Genomic DNA, 14,392 nt, shown 5'->3' on the forward strand with positions numbered 1-14,392 from the left:
ATGGGCACTATGAGCGCGGATGACGAGAGCCATGCTCGGTAGGAGAGATGGGGATGACGGAAGAGAGCCGCGAGCCCGCCAAGACGCCGTCGGGGAGCGATCGGGTCGTCGCCGGCCTTGGGGCTGAGCGGACGGGGGACACCGGCGAGCAGCCGGTTTCCCCTGAGACCGCCGACGATCTCCAGCAGCCCTCGGCGGGGAACGATCCCGTCGAGCCGCAGCCGTGGGACGATCCCGCCGAGCCGCGGGCGTGGGACGACCCGGTCGAGCCGCCCGCCGCGGACCGGTCCTCCGACCTTCCGGCGGGCCGGCACGACCAGCCCGTCGAGATCGAGGCCGACCCGGCCGCCGCGCACGCCTTCGCCCCGCCGGACTCGCCCGGCGGCCACCTGCCGCAGGACGACGTCCCGCTGGTCCCGGGCATGTCCGCGGCGTCCGGCGCGCCCGCCACCGCCGTGGAGATGCCCATGCCCGAGAGCATGGACCCCGCGCGGCACCGGCCCGGCTTCGTACCGCACAACCAGGACCCGCGGGCCGGCTACGGCTGGCCGCAGCAGGCGTCCCACCAGCCTCCGCCGCCCGGAGCGCACGGCCAGGTCCCGCCCTCGGGCGCTCAGCCGATGGGCCCGCCGCCCGGCGGACCCCGGCCGATGCCCGGCCCCGGCGGCTACGGCCCGCCTCCCGGCGGCACCGGCCCCAACTGGGCCCCCGTGCCCCCGCCGCCCTCGGTGCGCGGCGGCGGCCCCAGCGTCGGCGTGCTCGCCGTGATCGGCCTCATCGTGGCGCTGGTCGCGGGCGGCGTCGGCGCGGGCATCGGCGTGATGGCCTCCGGCGACGACGACCACGGTACGGTCAGCCTCGGCAGCAGCGACGGCGGCGGCTCGTCGGCCAACAACCGGCCGCCGGACTCGATCGCGGGCGTGGCGCGCAAGGTGCTGCCCAGCGTCGTGATGATCAAGGTTCAGGCGGCGAACGGCGAGGGCGGCGCGGGCACCGGCTTCATCGTCAACAGCGGCTACATCATCACCAACAACCACGTGGTCGCCGGCGGCGGCAGCGGCGGCAGCATCCAGGTCGTCTTCAACGACAAGAAGAGCCTGCCCGCCACCGTGAAGGGCACCGACCCCGGCTCCGACGTCGCCGTGCTGAAGATCGACGGCAACCACAACCTGCCGCCGCTCGCGGTCGGCAACTCCGACAAGATCGCGGTCGGCGACCCGGTGATCGCGGTCGGCTCGCCGCTCGGCCTGCAGAGCTCGGTCACCACGGGCATCGTCAGCGCCCTGAACCGCCCGGTCCAGACGCGCAGCGAAGAGGGCGGCGACGCCTCGGTGCTGAACGCGATCCAGACCGACGCGGCGATCAACCCCGGCAACTCCGGCGGCCCCCTGGTCGACTCGCAGGGCCGGGTGATCGGCATCAACACCGCCATCGCCTCGCTCGGCGGCGGCGGCCAGTCCCCGTTCGGCGGCGAGCAGCAGAGCGGCAGCATCGGCCTCGGCTTCGCCATCCCGATCAACCAGGCCCGGCGGGTCGCCGAGGAGATCATCAACACCGGCGGCGCCAAGCGGACCCAGCTCGGCATCAACATGGACACCCGCTTCCAGGGCTCCGGCGTGAAGATCCTGGACAAGGCCCAGGGCAACTCCGAGCCCATCGTCAAGGGCGGCCCGGCCGAGAAGGCGGGCCTCAAGGCCGGCGACGTGATCACCAAGATCAACGACCAGATCGTGGACGGCCCCGCCGACCTGTCCGCCCAGATCCGCAGCAAGGCCCCCGGCGACAAGGTGAAGATCACCTACGAGCGCGGCGGCAAGGAGAGCTCGGTCGAGGTCACCCTCGCCGCAGCCTGAGCATGAAGGGCCGGGCGCGCCGCACGCGGCGCGCCCGGCCCTGTCACCTGACTGACAGGTTTCGGCGAGATGACCGGTGATCGCTGGGGCCCACGGGCTGTCGTCGAGAGCATGTTCGGCGGATACTCTGAGGGAACCGGGCCGCGCAGGTCCGGTCCCATGGTGTGTGGAGGACGGGTTGTTCGACGTCGGACTGGGCGAGATGGCGGTGCTCGTCGTGCTCGCCCTGGTCATCTTCGGTGACAAGCTGCCCCAGGCCGCCGGCCAGGCGGGCCGTGCGCTCCGGCAGCTGCGGCAGATGGCCAACAGTGCCAAGGCGGACCTTCAGGAGGGACTCGGCCCGGAGTTCAAGGACTTCGACATCGCCGACCTCAACCCGAAGACCTTCGTCCGCAAGCACCTGCTCGACGACGATGACACCACGTACGCCAACGGTCACACCTTCGACGACGACCCCTCCTACGCCACCGCCGTCGCCGGCGGCCTGGACCACGACGAACCCGCCCCCTTCGACAACGAAGCCACCTGACCTTGGGCCGGGAGCGTCCTCACGAGCAGAGAGAAGCCGAACTCTGGCATCGGTGCACACTTTGGAACTCCGGCTGACCGCGCTCGAGGCGCGGGTCGCCGACGTCGAGAACCACTTCGGTGGGCAGCTCTACCAGATCCGCCGGGAGAGCGTGGCGACGCAGCTCAACCTGGGCAAGATCATGGATCACCTCGGCGTTGCCGCGGCGACCGACGCGGAAGCCGACGAGGTGCTCGACAACGAGTGATCCTCAGACGCAACGAGAGAGGGCCCGTCCCGGGTGGGGCGGGCCCTCTCTCGTGTCCGTGGCCTCGGGCGGCTGTACGGCCGTGTGAGCGGGGCTTAGAGCTTGTTGCGGGGGGTGATGCCGAGGCTCATGCCGGACAGGCCGCGGGAGCGGCCGCCGATCTTGTCGGCGATGGTGCGGAGCTCCTTGGCGGCGCCGGAGTCGGGGTCGCCCAGGACGAGCGGGGTGCCGTTGTCGCCGCCCTCGCGCAGGCGCGGGTCGATCTGGACCTGGCCGAGCAGCGGGACGCGGGTGCCGAGGGTCTTGGTGAGGGCGTCGGCGACCGTCTGGCCGCCGCCCGAGCCGAAGATGTCCTGGCGCTCGCCGCAGTGGGCGCACGTGAGGTACGACATGTTCTCGATCACGCCGACGACCTGCTGGTGGGTCTGGGCGGCGATCGCGCCGGCGCGCTCGGCGACCTCGGCGGCGGCCTGCTGCGGCGTCGTGACCACCAGGATCTCGGCCGAGGGCAGCAGCTGGGCGACGGAGATCGCGATGTCGCCGGTGCCCGGGGGCAGGTCCATCAGCAGAATGTCCAGGTCGCCCCAGTAGACGTCGGCGAGGAACTGCTGGAGCGCGCGGTGCAGCATCGGGCCGCGCCACACGACGGGCTGGTTGCCGGCGGTGAACATGCCGACCGAGATGACCTTCACGTCGTGCGCGGTCGGAGGCATGATCATGTCCTCGACCTTGGTCGGCGCGTGCTCCACGCCGAGCATGCGCGGCACCGAGTGGCCGTAGATGTCGGCGTCCACGACGCCGACCTTGCGGCCCTGCGCGGCCAGGGCCGCGGCCAGGTTGACCGTGACGGAGGACTTGCCGACGCCGCCCTTGCCGCTCGCGACGGCGTAGACCTTGGTGAGGCTGTTGGGCTTGGCGAACGGGATCTCCTTGGCGGCCTCGCCGCCGCGGAGCTTGGTCTGGAGCGCCTTGCGCTGCTCCTCGCTCATCACGTCCAGCTCGACCCGCACCGAGGTCACGCCCTCGAGTTTCGAGACGGCCTCGGTGACGTTCCTGGTCAGGGTGTCCTTCATCGGACAGCCGGCCACGGTGAGGTAAATGCCGACGTCCACCGTGCCGTCCGGCGCGATGTCGACGTTCTTGACCATGTCGAGCTCGGTGATGGGCTTGCGGATCTCAGGATCGTTCACCGTGGCGAGCGCCGCGGTCACCTGCTCGGTCGTCAACTGGGAGGCCATGACCCCATGGTATGAACCTCCAACGGGTGCAGGCGAACCCGGGTGCCACGCAGGGTGATCAACACGCCCATACCCCGTCGTCGAGAGGCATCGCGCGGGGCGGTCGCCGGCCTTACCATCGGGGCGTGACAACGCAGTCCAGCGCCATATCGGCAGCCGAGTTCACCGTCTGGCGGACCCTGCTGCGGGCCCAGGTCCAGATCTCCCGCCGTCTTCAGGCCGATCTCCTGGCCGATCACGACCTCGCGCTCGGCTCCTACGACGTGCTGATGCACCTGGGGGAGGCCGATGGCGGCCGGCTGCGGATGAACGATCTCGCCGACCGGGTGCTGCTGTCGCGCAGCGGCCTCACCCGGCTCGTCGACCGGCTGCAGCGGGAGGGCCTGGTCTGCCGCGAGTCGTGCAGCAGCGACGCGCGCGGGCTCTTCGCGGTGCTGACGCCGACGGGGCGAGCGCGGCTGGCCGAGGCCACTCCCACGTATCAGCAGGGCGTACGGGACTACGTGCTGAGCCGGCTGGACGAGGACGACCTGAAGCAGTTCGGGCTGATCCTCGACAAGCTGGCCGACGAGCCCGTCGCGATCGTCTAGCCCGTGTGCCGGCGCGGTCTGCCATCGCGCGAGTGCGTCCGAAGGTCTGGCCGAGGAACGAGGCCAGATCGCGAAGCGATGCAGCGCTCGCCAAAGCTCGGTTAGGTCGAGCCGCCAGGCGAGGCCGTGGGCCGGGCTTTTTCGAACAGCGCGCGTTCGCCGTCCAGCTCCTTCAGCATCTGCTGGAGCTCCGAACGCAGGAAGTCGCGGGTCGCCACCTCGCTGAGCGCCAGCCGCAGCGCGGCGACCTCGCGGGTGAGGAACTCGGTGTCGGCGATGGTCCGCTCGTCGCGGGTGCGGTCCTGTTCGTTCTGAACGCGGTCCCGGTCGTCCTGCCGGTTCTGCGCCAGCAGGATCAGCGGCGCCGCGTACGACGCCTGCAGCGACAGCATCAGCGTCAGGAAGATGAACGGGTAGGCGTCGAAGCGGAGCGACGACGGGGCCAGCGCGTTCCACCCGATCCAGACCGCCACGAAGACGGTCATGTAGACCAGGAATCGCGCCGTGCCCAGGAACCGCGCGATCCGTTCGGAGAACTGGCCGAACGCCTCGGAGTCGTAGCGCGGCAGCTGCAGCGTGGAGCGCCGGATGTCGCGCGGCTGGTCCAGTCGTGCGGTCATCGTTCCTCCTCTGCGGCGGCTGAACGCAACGCCTCTTCTTCGGGGTCGTGCTGCTCGTCGGCGGTGGCGTCCATCACGGTCTCCCGCCAGTCCTCGGGCAGCAGGTGGTCGAGCACGTCGTCGATGGTGACCGCGCCGAGCAGCCGGCCGTTCTCGTCGACGACCGCGCCCGCCACCAGGTTGTAGGTCGCCAGGAACGTGGCCACGGCCTCCAGCGACATGGTCGGGCGCAGCGGGTCCAGCTCGGTGTCCACGATGCCGCTGACCAGGGACGAGGGCGGCTCGCGCAGCAGCCGCTGGAAGTGCACGGTGCCGAGGAAGCGGCCGGTCGGCGTGTCGTTCGGCGGCCGGCACACGTACACCTGGGCGGCGAGCGCCGGGTTGAGGTCGGGGTTGCGGATGTGCGCGAGCGCCTCGGCGACCGACGCGTCCGGCGGAACGACGACCGGGTCGGTCGTCATCAGGCCGCCCGCGGTGTCGTCCTCGTAGGTGAGCAGCCGCCGCACCGGCGCCGCCTCGTGCGGCTCCATCAGCGTCAGCAGCTGCTCGCGCTGCTCGGTCGGCAGCTCGCCCAGCAGGTCGGCGGCGTCGTCGGGGTCCATCGTCTCCAGGACGTCGGCGGCGCGCTCCACCTCCAGCTTGCCGAGGATCTCGATCTGGTCGTCCTCGGGCAGCTCCTCCAGAACGTCGGCGAGGCGTTCGTCGTCCAGCGCGACCGCGACCTCGGTACGGCGCTTCTCCGGCAGGTCGTGCACGAAGTTGGCGAGGTCGGCGGGCTTCATCCGCTCGAACGCGGCGATCAGCCCGGCCGCGCCCTGCCCGTTCTCGATGGACGACAGCCCGGTCACCGCGTCCCAGTCGACGACGAACAGCTCGCCGCGGCGGCGGCGCAGCCCGCGGCCGACCGTGCGGTTGACCGCGACCTTGGAGACCAGCCAGTCCTTGGTCCGGGCCCGCTCCATGGCGACGTCGACGACCTGCACGTCCTCGCCGTTCTCGGTGAGGTGGACCGTGCGGTCCAGCAGTTCGGCGATGACCAGCGTCTCGGACTCGCGCTGCTGGAACCGGCGCACGTTCAGGCGCCCGTTGAAGACGATCGCGTCGGACTCGATGACGGTGACGCGGGTGATCGGCAGGAACAGCGGGCGGCGCGGCTGCACCTCCACGACGAAGCCGAGCACGCGCGGCGGCTTGGCGCCGAGCCGCAGCGCGACGACGACGTCGCGGACCCGGCCCACCTGGTCGCCGGCCGGGTCGAAGACGGCGATTCCGGCGAGCCGGGCGATGTAGACCCGGGTCGGGGATGCGCTCATGGGCGGAACACTACCCGTGATCATGCAGCTCACCCGGAGTGGGACCGCCGCCTGGGCGGCGCGGAAGGGTGGGCGACACCCGGCCCGGGGGTGGGGTTAACCGGGCGTTCGCCGCGTGAGAAGGTCGGTGCCATGGGCGTTGCGGTGGACGAGGTCTTCCAGGAGTACCGGAACCTGCTCTTCTCGGTCGCCTATCGGATGCTCGGCACGGCCGTCGACGCCGAAGACGCGGTCCAGGACGCCTGGATCAAGTGGTCGGCCGCCGATCGCGGCGACGTGACCGACCCGAAGGCCTACCTCATCCGCATCACCACCAACGTCTCGCTTGACCGGCTCCGGTCGGCGCAGGCGCAGCGCGAGACCTACGTCGGCCCGTGGCTGCCCGAGCCGATGCTGACCTCGCCCGACGTCGCCGAGCAGGCCGAACTCGCCGAGTCGGTGTCGATGGCGCTGCTGGTCGTGCTGGAGACGCTGAGCCCGCTGGAACGCGCCGCGTTCGTGCTGAAGGAGGTCTTCGGCTTCCCGTTCGCCGAGATCGGCACGGCGCTGGACCGTTCGGAGGCGTCGGTACGGCAGCTGGCCACGCGTGCGCGCAAGCACGTGGAGGCGGGCCGGTCGCGCTTCGAGGTGGACGCGGAGAAGCGGACCGCCGCCACCGAACGCTTCCTGGACGCGATGGGCGGCGGCGACATCAACGCGCTCATGGAGGTCCTCGCGCCCGACGTCACGATGTGGAGCGACGGCGGCGGCAAGGTGCGGGCCCCGCTGCGCAACATCGTCGGCGCCGAGAAGGTGGCCCGCTGGGTCGTGGGCATCACCGGCGATCCGTACGCGGGCGTGGACTGGAAGGACATGGCCTTCCGCCGGGTCACTATCAACGGCTCTCTCGGCCTGGTCATCGACGGGCCGGACGGCGTGCTGTCGGCCATCACGGTCGAACTGGGCGCGGACGGCAAGGCCGTCAGCCTGCACCTGGTCGCCAACCCCGACAAGCTCAAGGCGCTGAACGAGGGCCTCGTGCTCGACGCTTAGCGATTAACGGCGGGACGGGGCGGGGCGGGACGGGCCGTGAGGTTCACTGGTCGACCTTGCGGCGCTTGCCGCCGTACATGCGGGGCGGCGGACCGGCGGTCGTGGCGGGCGTCGGGACCGGGCGTACGGTCGCGTAGTCGTCGGGGTACTCGCCCGGCTGCTCGGTGACCTCGTCGGTCGGGGTCAGGCGGATCACCCACGACTCGGTGGCCCAGCGTTCGACCTGGCCATCGTGGCTGGGGGCGTTCAGGCGCTCCTTGGCCATCACGGGCGTCACGGCGTCCCACAGCTCCGAGCCCGGCCGCACCTGCTCGCAGGCGGCGACGAACGTGATGAGCCGGTTGCCCTTGTCCTTGCTGCGCAGGATGACCGTCACGCGTTCGGCCTCGGGCAGGCCCGGCAGCGGCTGCTCGCCCTCGCCGCCGGTCAGCACGTACGCCGAACCCTCGTGCCAGACGTGCCAGGCCGCGCGCGGCTGGGGCAGGTCCGGCAGCGCCAGCCACAGCAGGCCGGACTTCTTGGCCGCCTCCTCCAGGAGGGCCTCCAGAAGCGCACCGCTCAGCTCACCCATACCGGCAGCGTCTCACACCCGGTCGATAGCATCCGGCCCATGCGATCGCGACGTACGACCCTGGCCGTTCCCGGCAGCAATCCGCGCTTCATCGAGAAGGCACAGGGCCTGGCCGTGGACGAGTTCTTCCTGGACCTGGAGGACGCGGTCGCGCCCTCGGCCAAGGAGGACGCGCGCAAGAACGTGGTCGCGGCGCTGCGCGAGGGCGACTGGAGAGGCAAGGTCCGGGTCGTGCGGGTGAACGGCCTGGAGACGGCGTGGGCCTACCGGGACGTGATCGAGGTCGTGGAGGGCGCGGGGGAACGCCTGGACTGCCTGATGCTGCCCAAGGTGCAGGACCCCTCACACGTGCAGTGGCTGGACCGGCTGCTGACCCAGATCGAGCGCGCCATGGGGTACGAGGTCGGCCGGATCGGCATCGAGGCCCAGATCGAGGACGCGCGCGGGATGGTCAACATCGACGCGATCGCAGCGTCGTCGCCGCGGCTGGAGACGCTGGTCTTCGGGCCGGGGGACTTCATGGCCTCGATCAACATGAAAACGCTGGTCGTGGGGGAACAGCCGCCCGGCTATACCGAGGGCGACGCCTACCACTACATCCTGATGCGAATTCTCATGGCGGCGCGGGCCAACGACCTCCAGGCGATCGACGGGCCGTACTTCAACGTGCGCGACGTGGAGGCGTTCAAGCGCGTCGCCCAGCGTTCGGCGGCACTCGGCTTCGACGGCAAATGGGTGCTGCACCCGTCGCAGGTCGAGGCGGGCAACGAGGTCTTTTCCCCTGCTCAGGAGGACTACGACCATGCCGAGCTGATCCTGGACGCCTACGAGCACGCGACGACCGTTCAGGGGCGGGGCGCGGCCATGCTCGGCGACGAGATGATCGACGAGGCGTCGCGGAAAATGGCGCTCGTCATCGCCGCCAAGGGGAGGGCCGCGGGGCTCTCCCGCACCAAGACCTTCGAGCCTCCCGGCGCTTGAGGCCCCAGAGCACGCCTGACAGCACGTACGATTTCTCCCAGGTGCTGAGGGGTCTGTTTGGGGGTTGCGCGTGTCGGATCGTCCCGACGTGAACGGCTGGGCGCCACCCGACGGGGGCTCTGACTCCGACGGAGTCGGATCGGGGGGAGTGGGGGGTCGTCCCCCCTCGGGAAATGCTGACCAGCCATCCGACCCCGTGCCCTACCAGGACCCGCAGCAGGACCCGCAGGCCGCCCAGTGGCCGCCGCCGTCCTACGCCGAGCCTCAGCAACCCCAGCCTCAGCAACCCCAGCCTCAGCAGCCGCCTTATCAGCACCCGAACGGGCAGCAACCCCACCCGCAGCCGCAATCTTACGGGCAGCCTCAACCTCAGCCCCAGGCCTACCCGCAGCCTTATGGGCAGCCTCAGCCCTATGGGCAGCCGTACGGGGCGTACGGGGAGCCGCAGCCTTACGGGCAGGCCCATCAGCAGCCGTACGGGCAGCCGTACGGGCCTCCGCAGGCGCCCTTCCCGGGGTACGGGCAGCGCGTCAAGCAGCCATGGCTCGTTCCGCCGCGTCCCGGCGTCCGCTACCACCACGTCGCGCGGACGGCCGTGCACCGCTGGTGGCGGCCCATCGTCGGCACCCTGCTGATCCTCGCCTACACGATCGCCGCGATGATCGTGCTGCTGATCGGCGCATTGATCATCAACACGATGATCAACGGCGGCACGTACGAGGCGGGCAGCGGCGACTCGTTCTTCAAGAACGACACCGCCGACCTGGGCTTCCAACTCGCGATGCTCGCCGTCCTGTTGCCGTCCGTGCCGCTGGCGGCGTGGGCGGTCCAGCGGCGCCGGCCCGGAACGGTCTCGTCCGTCGCCGGTCACCTGCGCTGGAAGTGGTTCGCGGCCTGCGTCGGGCTGGCGATCCTGTTCTGCGCGGTGTCGTTCGGGTTCTCGCTGCTGGCCTCCGGCCTCGTGCCCGACACCTCGTCCTCCGACGGTCCCGAGACGTGGGTCGGCTGGAGCCGGTTCATCCCGCCCGCGCTGGTCATCATCCTGCTCGTGCCGTTCCAGTCGGCCGCCGAGGAGTACGTCTTCCGCGGCTGGATCATCCAGGCCATCGGTTCGTGGACGCTGGAGACCCGCAAGGGCAAGGTCGGCCGGGCGTTCAGCCTCGTCTTCCGTACGCCCTGGCCGGGCATCCTGGTCGGCGCGGGGCTGTTCATGGCGGGCCACGGCTACACCGGCTGGGGGATGCTGGACGTCTTCCTGTTCGGCGCGATCGCCGGGTGGCTGGCGTTCAAGACGGGCGGGCTGGAGTCCGGCATCGCCATCCACGTCTTCAACAACCTGATGGCGTTCCTGCTACCGGCCGCGGTGGGCAAGCTCGACATCGAGCAGGGCGCCGTGCCGTGGCAGTACGTGGTGGCCGACGTGGCCCCGATGGTGCTCTACGCGCTGGCGGTCGTCTGGCTGGCCAAGCGTCTCCGCCTCCCGACCACCACTCCTGCCGCCGCCCTCGCAACTCAGCCCGCGTCCGCAGCACACAACGTTCCGGTCGATGACGGTATGCCGGTCGACGATGTCGTGCCGGTCGCTCACGAGACGGCTGCCCGGCAGGAGATGACGGGGGCTCAGGAGATGGCTGCGGCTCAGGAGATGGCGGCCGCGCCGAATGACTCGTACCGTACGGCCGCCGACTCGACGCCGCCGGTGTCCGAGAGCGCCTCCACCCCGCACGAGCCCGGCCCGTACGGCTGATCGCGGTCGTCGGCGGTCGCGGCCACCCGTCCGTTCACCGACAGCTGGAGCCGGGTGAGGCCGGAGGAGAACCGGCAGTCGGCCTGGATCACGTTCTGCCCGCCCGTGGTGTCGACGCCGGACACCTCCTGCGCCGCCCGCAGCTCCTTGCGGCCGCCGGTCGCCGACTGCTTGGCGATCCCGGCCGCCCCGGTCGAGGTCAGGTAGAAGTCGTACCGGTTGGTGGCCTGCCGGACCGGGTTGCCGCCGCACCAGACGCCGTACTCCGCCGTGCCTGCCTGGATCCGCACCCCGGCCGACACCCGTACGCTGCCCATCTCGTCCGAACGGACCGGAGCGGCGGCGACCATCCCGCGGCCCGGCGGTAGCTGCAGCAGGTAGGCGCCGCCGTAGTAGCGGGCCGCGCCGCCCGCGTCCTGGCGTTCGGGCCAGCCGCGCTTGGTCTGGAAGTCGTCCTGGAACGTGGCGTGGCCGACCCCGTGACCCGGCTGCACGAGCACGTACGCCACGCCCGCGGACACGCCCACGACCGCCGTGGCCAGAACGGCGATGAAGACGCGGCGGAGTCCCTGCCGGCCCGGCGGCGGCTCGGTCTTCCTCTCCGACGACCGTCCGTCGGTGTCCGCCTCGGCCTCCAGATCGGCGTCCGGGCGGGACGTCGGCCCAGAGACAGGGGAGGCCGGAGAGGCGAGAGAGGCCGGAGAGGCCGCCTCGGTCTTCGGTACGGCCGAGTCCGGAGGCGGCGTCTCCACGCGCGTGCCGAGCTCGTGAATCGAGCTCCAGCGTTCCCGGCTGATGTCGGTGGCGGCGGCGACCCCGACCGGGCGGCCGAGCAGTTCGTCGATCAGGTCGCGGGCGCTCGGACGTTTCCCCGGATCCTTGTCCATCGAGCGTTCGACGAGCGGGGCGAGCCGTTCGGGCAGCCCCTCCAGATCAGGCTGCTCGTGCACCAGCCGGTAGAACACCTCGGGCGCAGCCGTGGTGCCGAAGGGCGCGCGTCCGGTGGCGGCGAACGCGACCACCGACCCCCAGGAGAACACGTCGGAGGCGGGCGTCACCTCCAGGCCCCGCGCCTGCTCCGGCGACATGAACGGTGGCGTGCCGATGGCCACGTTCCCGGTGATCGGCGCGGCCTCGGCCAGCTTGGCGACGCCGAAGTCGATCACCCGCGTGCCCTCGGGCGACAGGATCACGTTGCCGGGCTTCAGGTCGCGGTGGATGATCCCGGCCCGGTGCACGGCGGTGAGCGCCACCGCCGTGCCGACCGCGACCGACTCCAGCCGCGCGCCGCCGAGCGGGCCGCGCTCCTTGACGGTCTGCCAGAGCGTGCGGCCCTCGACGTACTCGGTCACGATGTAGGCCGCGTCGTCGGTGATCGCGGCGTCCAGCACCGGCGCGGTGCAGAACGGCGCGACCCGGCCGATCGCCTGCACCTCACGCTGGAAACGCTCCCGGAAGCCCGGCTGGCTGGCCCACTCGGGGTTCATGACCTTGACCGCGACGAGCTCGTCGTCCGGCGCGGCGGCGAGGTACACGATCCCCATGCCGCCCGCGCCCAGGCGCCGTACGACCTGGTAGGGACCCACGTGGGGCGGATCGGTCCCTTGGGGGTTCGTCAGGATCCGGCTCCGTTTCGGGACGGGTTCGAGACTGTTGGTTTCGGGACGGGTTCGGACTGTTCGTTTCGCGACGGGTTCGGACTGTTCAGGGCTTGGTGGGATCGGCGGGCGCGACCGGGACCCGGTCGTCGCCGACCACCACCGAGCCGGCGGCCGGATCGAGGCGGGGCGCGGGGCGCGGTCGCTGCTCGTAATCGACGAGCCCGACCTGGTCGCCACCGGGCAGCACGATCCAGCCGCCGACGATCTTGGCGCCGCGTACGGTGGCGCTGGCGCGGTAGAGCCCCGACGGCGCCCGGACGACCGGCGCGCGGAACCCCATGACGCTCTTGCGGGAGAGGCTGGCGGCCCCGACGACGGTGTCGCCGACGACCGAGCCGGTGAGGATGCCCTGCTTGCCCTGCAGGCGGACCAGGCCCTCGGGATAGAGCTTGCCGCGCAGCCAGGCCTCCAGGCTGTGACCGTCGCAGACATAGGCGATCACGTCGCTGCCCTTGACGGTCATCGCGACGACGGCCCGGCTGCCGGGCACGTGCGAGGCGTAGGTGGCGCTGGTGGTCTGCGCCACCAGCGGGGGAGGCGGCGGTACGGACGTGGCGGCGGACTCGGCGGCGGACGCCGAGGCGGACGCGGACGCGGACGCGGCCTCGCGGCTCGCCGACCGCTGGTCGCCCTCGGACGAGACGGCGCGGACGAGCGCGATGGTGCCCACGGTGATGAGGGCCAGCACGGCGGCCAGCAGTGCCAGCATGGGCCCGGTCTTGCGCATGTTCTCACGACCCCCGGAATCGCTTTGCAACCACGACACCAGGTGCCGGCAGCGCCTGCAAGACGCGCCGCTGGCCGGTCCCGGGCGATCGGAGGTTGAACCCTCAACGGGGTTCTCACCGTGCAGCGTTAACGGAGGAGACCCCAGGTGACCAGTGCTTCCACGAGGCCCGGAGTGGTCGGAAGCGCCTGGAGTTCGGCCGCGGTGACCCAGCGGACGGCTGCGGCGTCGTCGCCCGCGCGCAGCGTCCCGCCGACGGCCACCGCCGCGTAGTCGTGGATCTCGTAGATCACCTCGTCGGCGCTCCCGGCCGTGGGGGCGCCGGGCCGGTCCACGCTGCCGATCAGGGCGCCGACCTGGACCGTCAGCCCGGTCTCCTCGGCCAGCTCCCGCGCGACGGCGGTGGCGTCGTCCTCGCCGGGCTCGACCCGTCCGCCGGGAATCGACCAGAGGCCCTCGCCGGGCGGGCGGCCGCGCCGTACCAGCAGCAGCCGCTCCTGGTCGTCCCGGACGATCCCGCCGACGCACCGCACTCGCACACCGGTCATTTTGCCCCCTCTTTACCGGTACGACCAGCGGGAACTTGACGATAGGCGATCCGCCGCGCACCCTTGGTACTCATGAGGGCGGAGCCCACCTGCCCGCGGTGCGGCGGGCGACTACGTGCGCCGAGTCTGTGGTCGAGCGACTGGACCTGCGGCGTGCACGGAGCCGTACTGCCACGGCAGCCGGCCAAGAGCCCGACCGCCGACGGGCTCGCCGCGGTGCTGCAAGACACCAGGGTGCCGGTCTGGGCCCCCTGGCCGCTGCCGCACGGCTGGCTGGTCACCGGCTTCCTGACCGTCGGCGACGACCGTACCGGCGCCCGCGCCGTCGCGGTCGCGCTGTCCGGCCCGGGCCTGCTGAGCGGCCCCGCCGACATGATCCTGATCGCCGAGGACCCGGGCGTCGGCATGGGCGCCTATTTCGCCGGGCTGATGGACGGCCCGGACCCCGGAGCCGGCTTCGACGAGGGCCCCGCGCACGTCAAGCTCGAGGTCCGCGGCCCCACCGCCACCAACGGCCGCAGCGTCCCCATGTGGGCCGTCACCACCGGCAAGGCCGACCGCGCCGTCTACGTGGGCGAGGCCATGGGCAGCTGGCTCTGGGCGGTCCTGTGGCCCGCCGACGCGGGCGTCCTCATGCTCGAACGCCCCAACCTGCTGGACCTGCGCGAGCCCGGTATGGACCTGGACGTCCCGTACGGCGCCTACAGCCCCCGCCTGGACGCCTAGCCCTCGGGC

General features: G+C 71.6%; 15 protein-coding genes. 8 read left to right on the forward strand and 7 right to left on the reverse strand.

What is annotated here, in order from left to right:
- Nucleotides 1-53 precede the first annotated feature (53 nt).
- The 3 genes from J4573_RS55805 (at nucleotide 54) to J4573_RS48970 (ending at nucleotide 2,629) form a co-directional block, all read left to right on the forward strand.
- Complete coding sequence (locus J4573_RS55805) at nucleotides 54-1,853, forward strand: trypsin-like peptidase domain-containing protein (protein ID WP_208263318.1); 1,800 nt, start codon at nucleotides 54-56, stop codon at nucleotides 1,851-1,853.
- Nucleotides 1,854-2,031: 178 nt separating this feature from the next.
- Nucleotides 2,032-2,382, forward strand: a complete 351-nt coding sequence (locus tag J4573_RS48965) for a sec-independent translocase (protein ID WP_208263319.1) — start codon at nucleotides 2,032-2,034, stop codon at nucleotides 2,380-2,382.
- 52 nt (nucleotides 2,383-2,434) lie between these two features.
- On the forward strand, nucleotides 2,435-2,629 hold the full coding sequence (locus J4573_RS48970) for a hypothetical protein (RefSeq protein ID WP_208263320.1): 195 nt from the start codon (nucleotides 2,435-2,437) through the stop codon (nucleotides 2,627-2,629).
- A gap of 95 nt (nucleotides 2,630-2,724) precedes the next feature.
- Here J4573_RS48970 and J4573_RS48975 read toward each other — a convergent pair whose 3' ends face one another.
- On the reverse strand, nucleotides 2,725-3,867 hold the full coding sequence (locus J4573_RS48975; protein WP_208263321.1) for an Mrp/NBP35 family ATP-binding protein: 1,143 nt from the start codon (nucleotides 3,865-3,867) through the stop codon (nucleotides 2,725-2,727).
- 125 nt (nucleotides 3,868-3,992) lie between these two features.
- On the opposite strand from J4573_RS48975, the gene J4573_RS48980 reads away from it, so the two are divergent.
- Nucleotides 3,993-4,457 (forward strand): MarR family winged helix-turn-helix transcriptional regulator, encoded by a 465-nt coding sequence (locus J4573_RS48980; protein ID WP_307797514.1) that lies wholly within the window; start codon nucleotides 3,993-3,995, stop codon nucleotides 4,455-4,457.
- A gap of 101 nt (nucleotides 4,458-4,558) precedes the next feature.
- Here J4573_RS48980 and J4573_RS48985 read toward each other — a convergent pair whose 3' ends face one another.
- Nucleotides 4,559-5,077 (reverse strand): DUF1003 domain-containing protein, encoded by a 519-nt coding sequence (locus J4573_RS48985; protein WP_208263323.1) that lies wholly within the window; start codon nucleotides 5,075-5,077, stop codon nucleotides 4,559-4,561.
- The gene (locus J4573_RS48990) at nucleotides 5,074-6,390 is read right to left on the reverse strand and encodes a magnesium transporter MgtE N-terminal domain-containing protein (RefSeq protein ID WP_208263324.1); all 1,317 of its coding nucleotides are present in this window, start codon (nucleotides 6,388-6,390) and stop codon (nucleotides 5,074-5,076) included. Before J4573_RS48990 ends, J4573_RS48985 begins: the two co-directional genes overlap by 4 nt.
- A gap of 132 nt (nucleotides 6,391-6,522) precedes the next feature.
- Between J4573_RS48990 and J4573_RS48995 the strand changes: the two genes are divergently transcribed.
- Nucleotides 6,523-7,422, forward strand: a complete 900-nt coding sequence (locus J4573_RS48995) for an RNA polymerase sigma-70 factor (protein ID WP_208263325.1) — start codon at nucleotides 6,523-6,525, stop codon at nucleotides 7,420-7,422.
- A gap of 43 nt (nucleotides 7,423-7,465) precedes the next feature.
- On the opposite strand, the gene J4573_RS49000 is transcribed toward J4573_RS48995, so the two are convergent.
- On the reverse strand, nucleotides 7,466-7,993 hold the full coding sequence (locus tag J4573_RS49000; protein ID WP_208263326.1) for a hypothetical protein: 528 nt from the start codon (nucleotides 7,991-7,993) through the stop codon (nucleotides 7,466-7,468).
- Between the two features lie 39 nt (nucleotides 7,994-8,032).
- Between J4573_RS49000 and J4573_RS49005 the strand changes: the two genes are divergently transcribed.
- Both J4573_RS49005 and J4573_RS56500 read left to right on the forward strand, forming a co-directional pair.
- Entirely contained in the window at nucleotides 8,033-8,974 is a 942-nt protein-coding gene (locus J4573_RS49005; RefSeq protein WP_208263327.1) for an HpcH/HpaI aldolase/citrate lyase family protein, read from the forward strand.
- A 196-nt stretch (nucleotides 8,975-9,170) separates the two neighbouring features.
- Entirely contained in the window at nucleotides 9,171-10,721 is a 1,551-nt protein-coding gene (locus tag J4573_RS56500) for a CPBP family glutamic-type intramembrane protease (protein ID WP_208263328.1), read from the forward strand.
- Here J4573_RS56500 and J4573_RS49015 read toward each other — a convergent pair.
- From J4573_RS49015 to J4573_RS49025, 3 genes are all read right to left on the reverse strand, one after another.
- Nucleotides 10,613-12,307 carry a serine/threonine protein kinase gene (locus J4573_RS49015; protein ID WP_208263329.1) on the reverse strand — a complete coding sequence of 565 codons (1,695 nt, stop codon included), beginning with the start codon at nucleotides 12,305-12,307 and terminating at the stop codon, nucleotides 10,613-10,615. The genes J4573_RS56500 and J4573_RS49015 overlap by 109 nt on opposite strands.
- A 118-nt stretch (nucleotides 12,308-12,425) precedes the next feature.
- On the reverse strand, nucleotides 12,426-13,109 hold the full coding sequence (locus J4573_RS49020; protein ID WP_208263330.1) for a hypothetical protein: 684 nt from the start codon (nucleotides 13,107-13,109) through the stop codon (nucleotides 12,426-12,428).
- Between the two features lie 128 nt (nucleotides 13,110-13,237).
- On the reverse strand, nucleotides 13,238-13,657 hold the full coding sequence (locus J4573_RS49025; RefSeq protein ID WP_208263331.1) for an NUDIX hydrolase: 420 nt from the start codon (nucleotides 13,655-13,657) through the stop codon (nucleotides 13,238-13,240).
- A 72-nt stretch (nucleotides 13,658-13,729) separates the two neighbouring features.
- Here J4573_RS49025 and J4573_RS49030 point away from each other — a divergent pair, with 72 nt between their 5' ends.
- The gene (locus tag J4573_RS49030) at nucleotides 13,730-14,383 is read left to right on the forward strand and encodes a DUF6758 family protein (protein ID WP_208263332.1); all 654 of its coding nucleotides are present in this window, start codon (nucleotides 13,730-13,732) and stop codon (nucleotides 14,381-14,383) included.
- Nucleotides 14,384-14,392 lie beyond the last annotated feature (9 nt).

The organism is Actinomadura barringtoniae, assembly GCF_017573505.1.
GTDB lineage: Bacteria > Actinomycetota > Actinomycetes > Streptosporangiales > Streptosporangiaceae > Spirillospora > Spirillospora barringtoniae.

What these genes read in the sequence shown, in the direction of transcription:
- J4573_RS49030 (WP_208263332.1), top strand. Translation starts at nt 13,730, where the DNA reads ATGAGGGCGGAGCCCACCTGCCCGCGGTGCGGCGGGCGACTACGTGCG.
- J4573_RS49000 (WP_208263326.1), bottom strand. Translation starts at nt 7,993, where the DNA reads ATGGGTGAGCTGAGCGGTGCGCTTCTGGAGGCCCTCCTGGAGGAGGCG.
- J4573_RS48985 (WP_208263323.1), bottom strand. Translation starts at nt 5,077, where the DNA reads ATGACCGCACGACTGGACCAGCCGCGCGACATCCGGCGCTCCACGCTG.
- J4573_RS48990 (WP_208263324.1), bottom strand. Translation starts at nt 6,390, where the DNA reads ATGAGCGCATCCCCGACCCGGGTCTACATCGCCCGGCTCGCCGGAATC.
- J4573_RS55805 (WP_208263318.1), top strand. Translation starts at nt 54, where the DNA reads ATGACGGAAGAGAGCCGCGAGCCCGCCAAGACGCCGTCGGGGAGCGAT.
- J4573_RS49005 (WP_208263327.1), top strand. Translation starts at nt 8,033, where the DNA reads ATGCGATCGCGACGTACGACCCTGGCCGTTCCCGGCAGCAATCCGCGC.
- J4573_RS49020 (WP_208263330.1), bottom strand. Translation starts at nt 13,109, where the DNA reads ATGCGCAAGACCGGGCCCATGCTGGCACTGCTGGCCGCCGTGCTGGCC.
- J4573_RS48975 (WP_208263321.1), bottom strand. Translation starts at nt 3,867, where the DNA reads ATGGCCTCCCAGTTGACGACCGAGCAGGTGACCGCGGCGCTCGCCACG.
- J4573_RS49025 (WP_208263331.1), bottom strand. Translation starts at nt 13,657, where the DNA reads ATGACCGGTGTGCGAGTGCGGTGCGTCGGCGGGATCGTCCGGGACGAC.
- J4573_RS48995 (WP_208263325.1), top strand. Translation starts at nt 6,523, where the DNA reads ATGGGCGTTGCGGTGGACGAGGTCTTCCAGGAGTACCGGAACCTGCTC.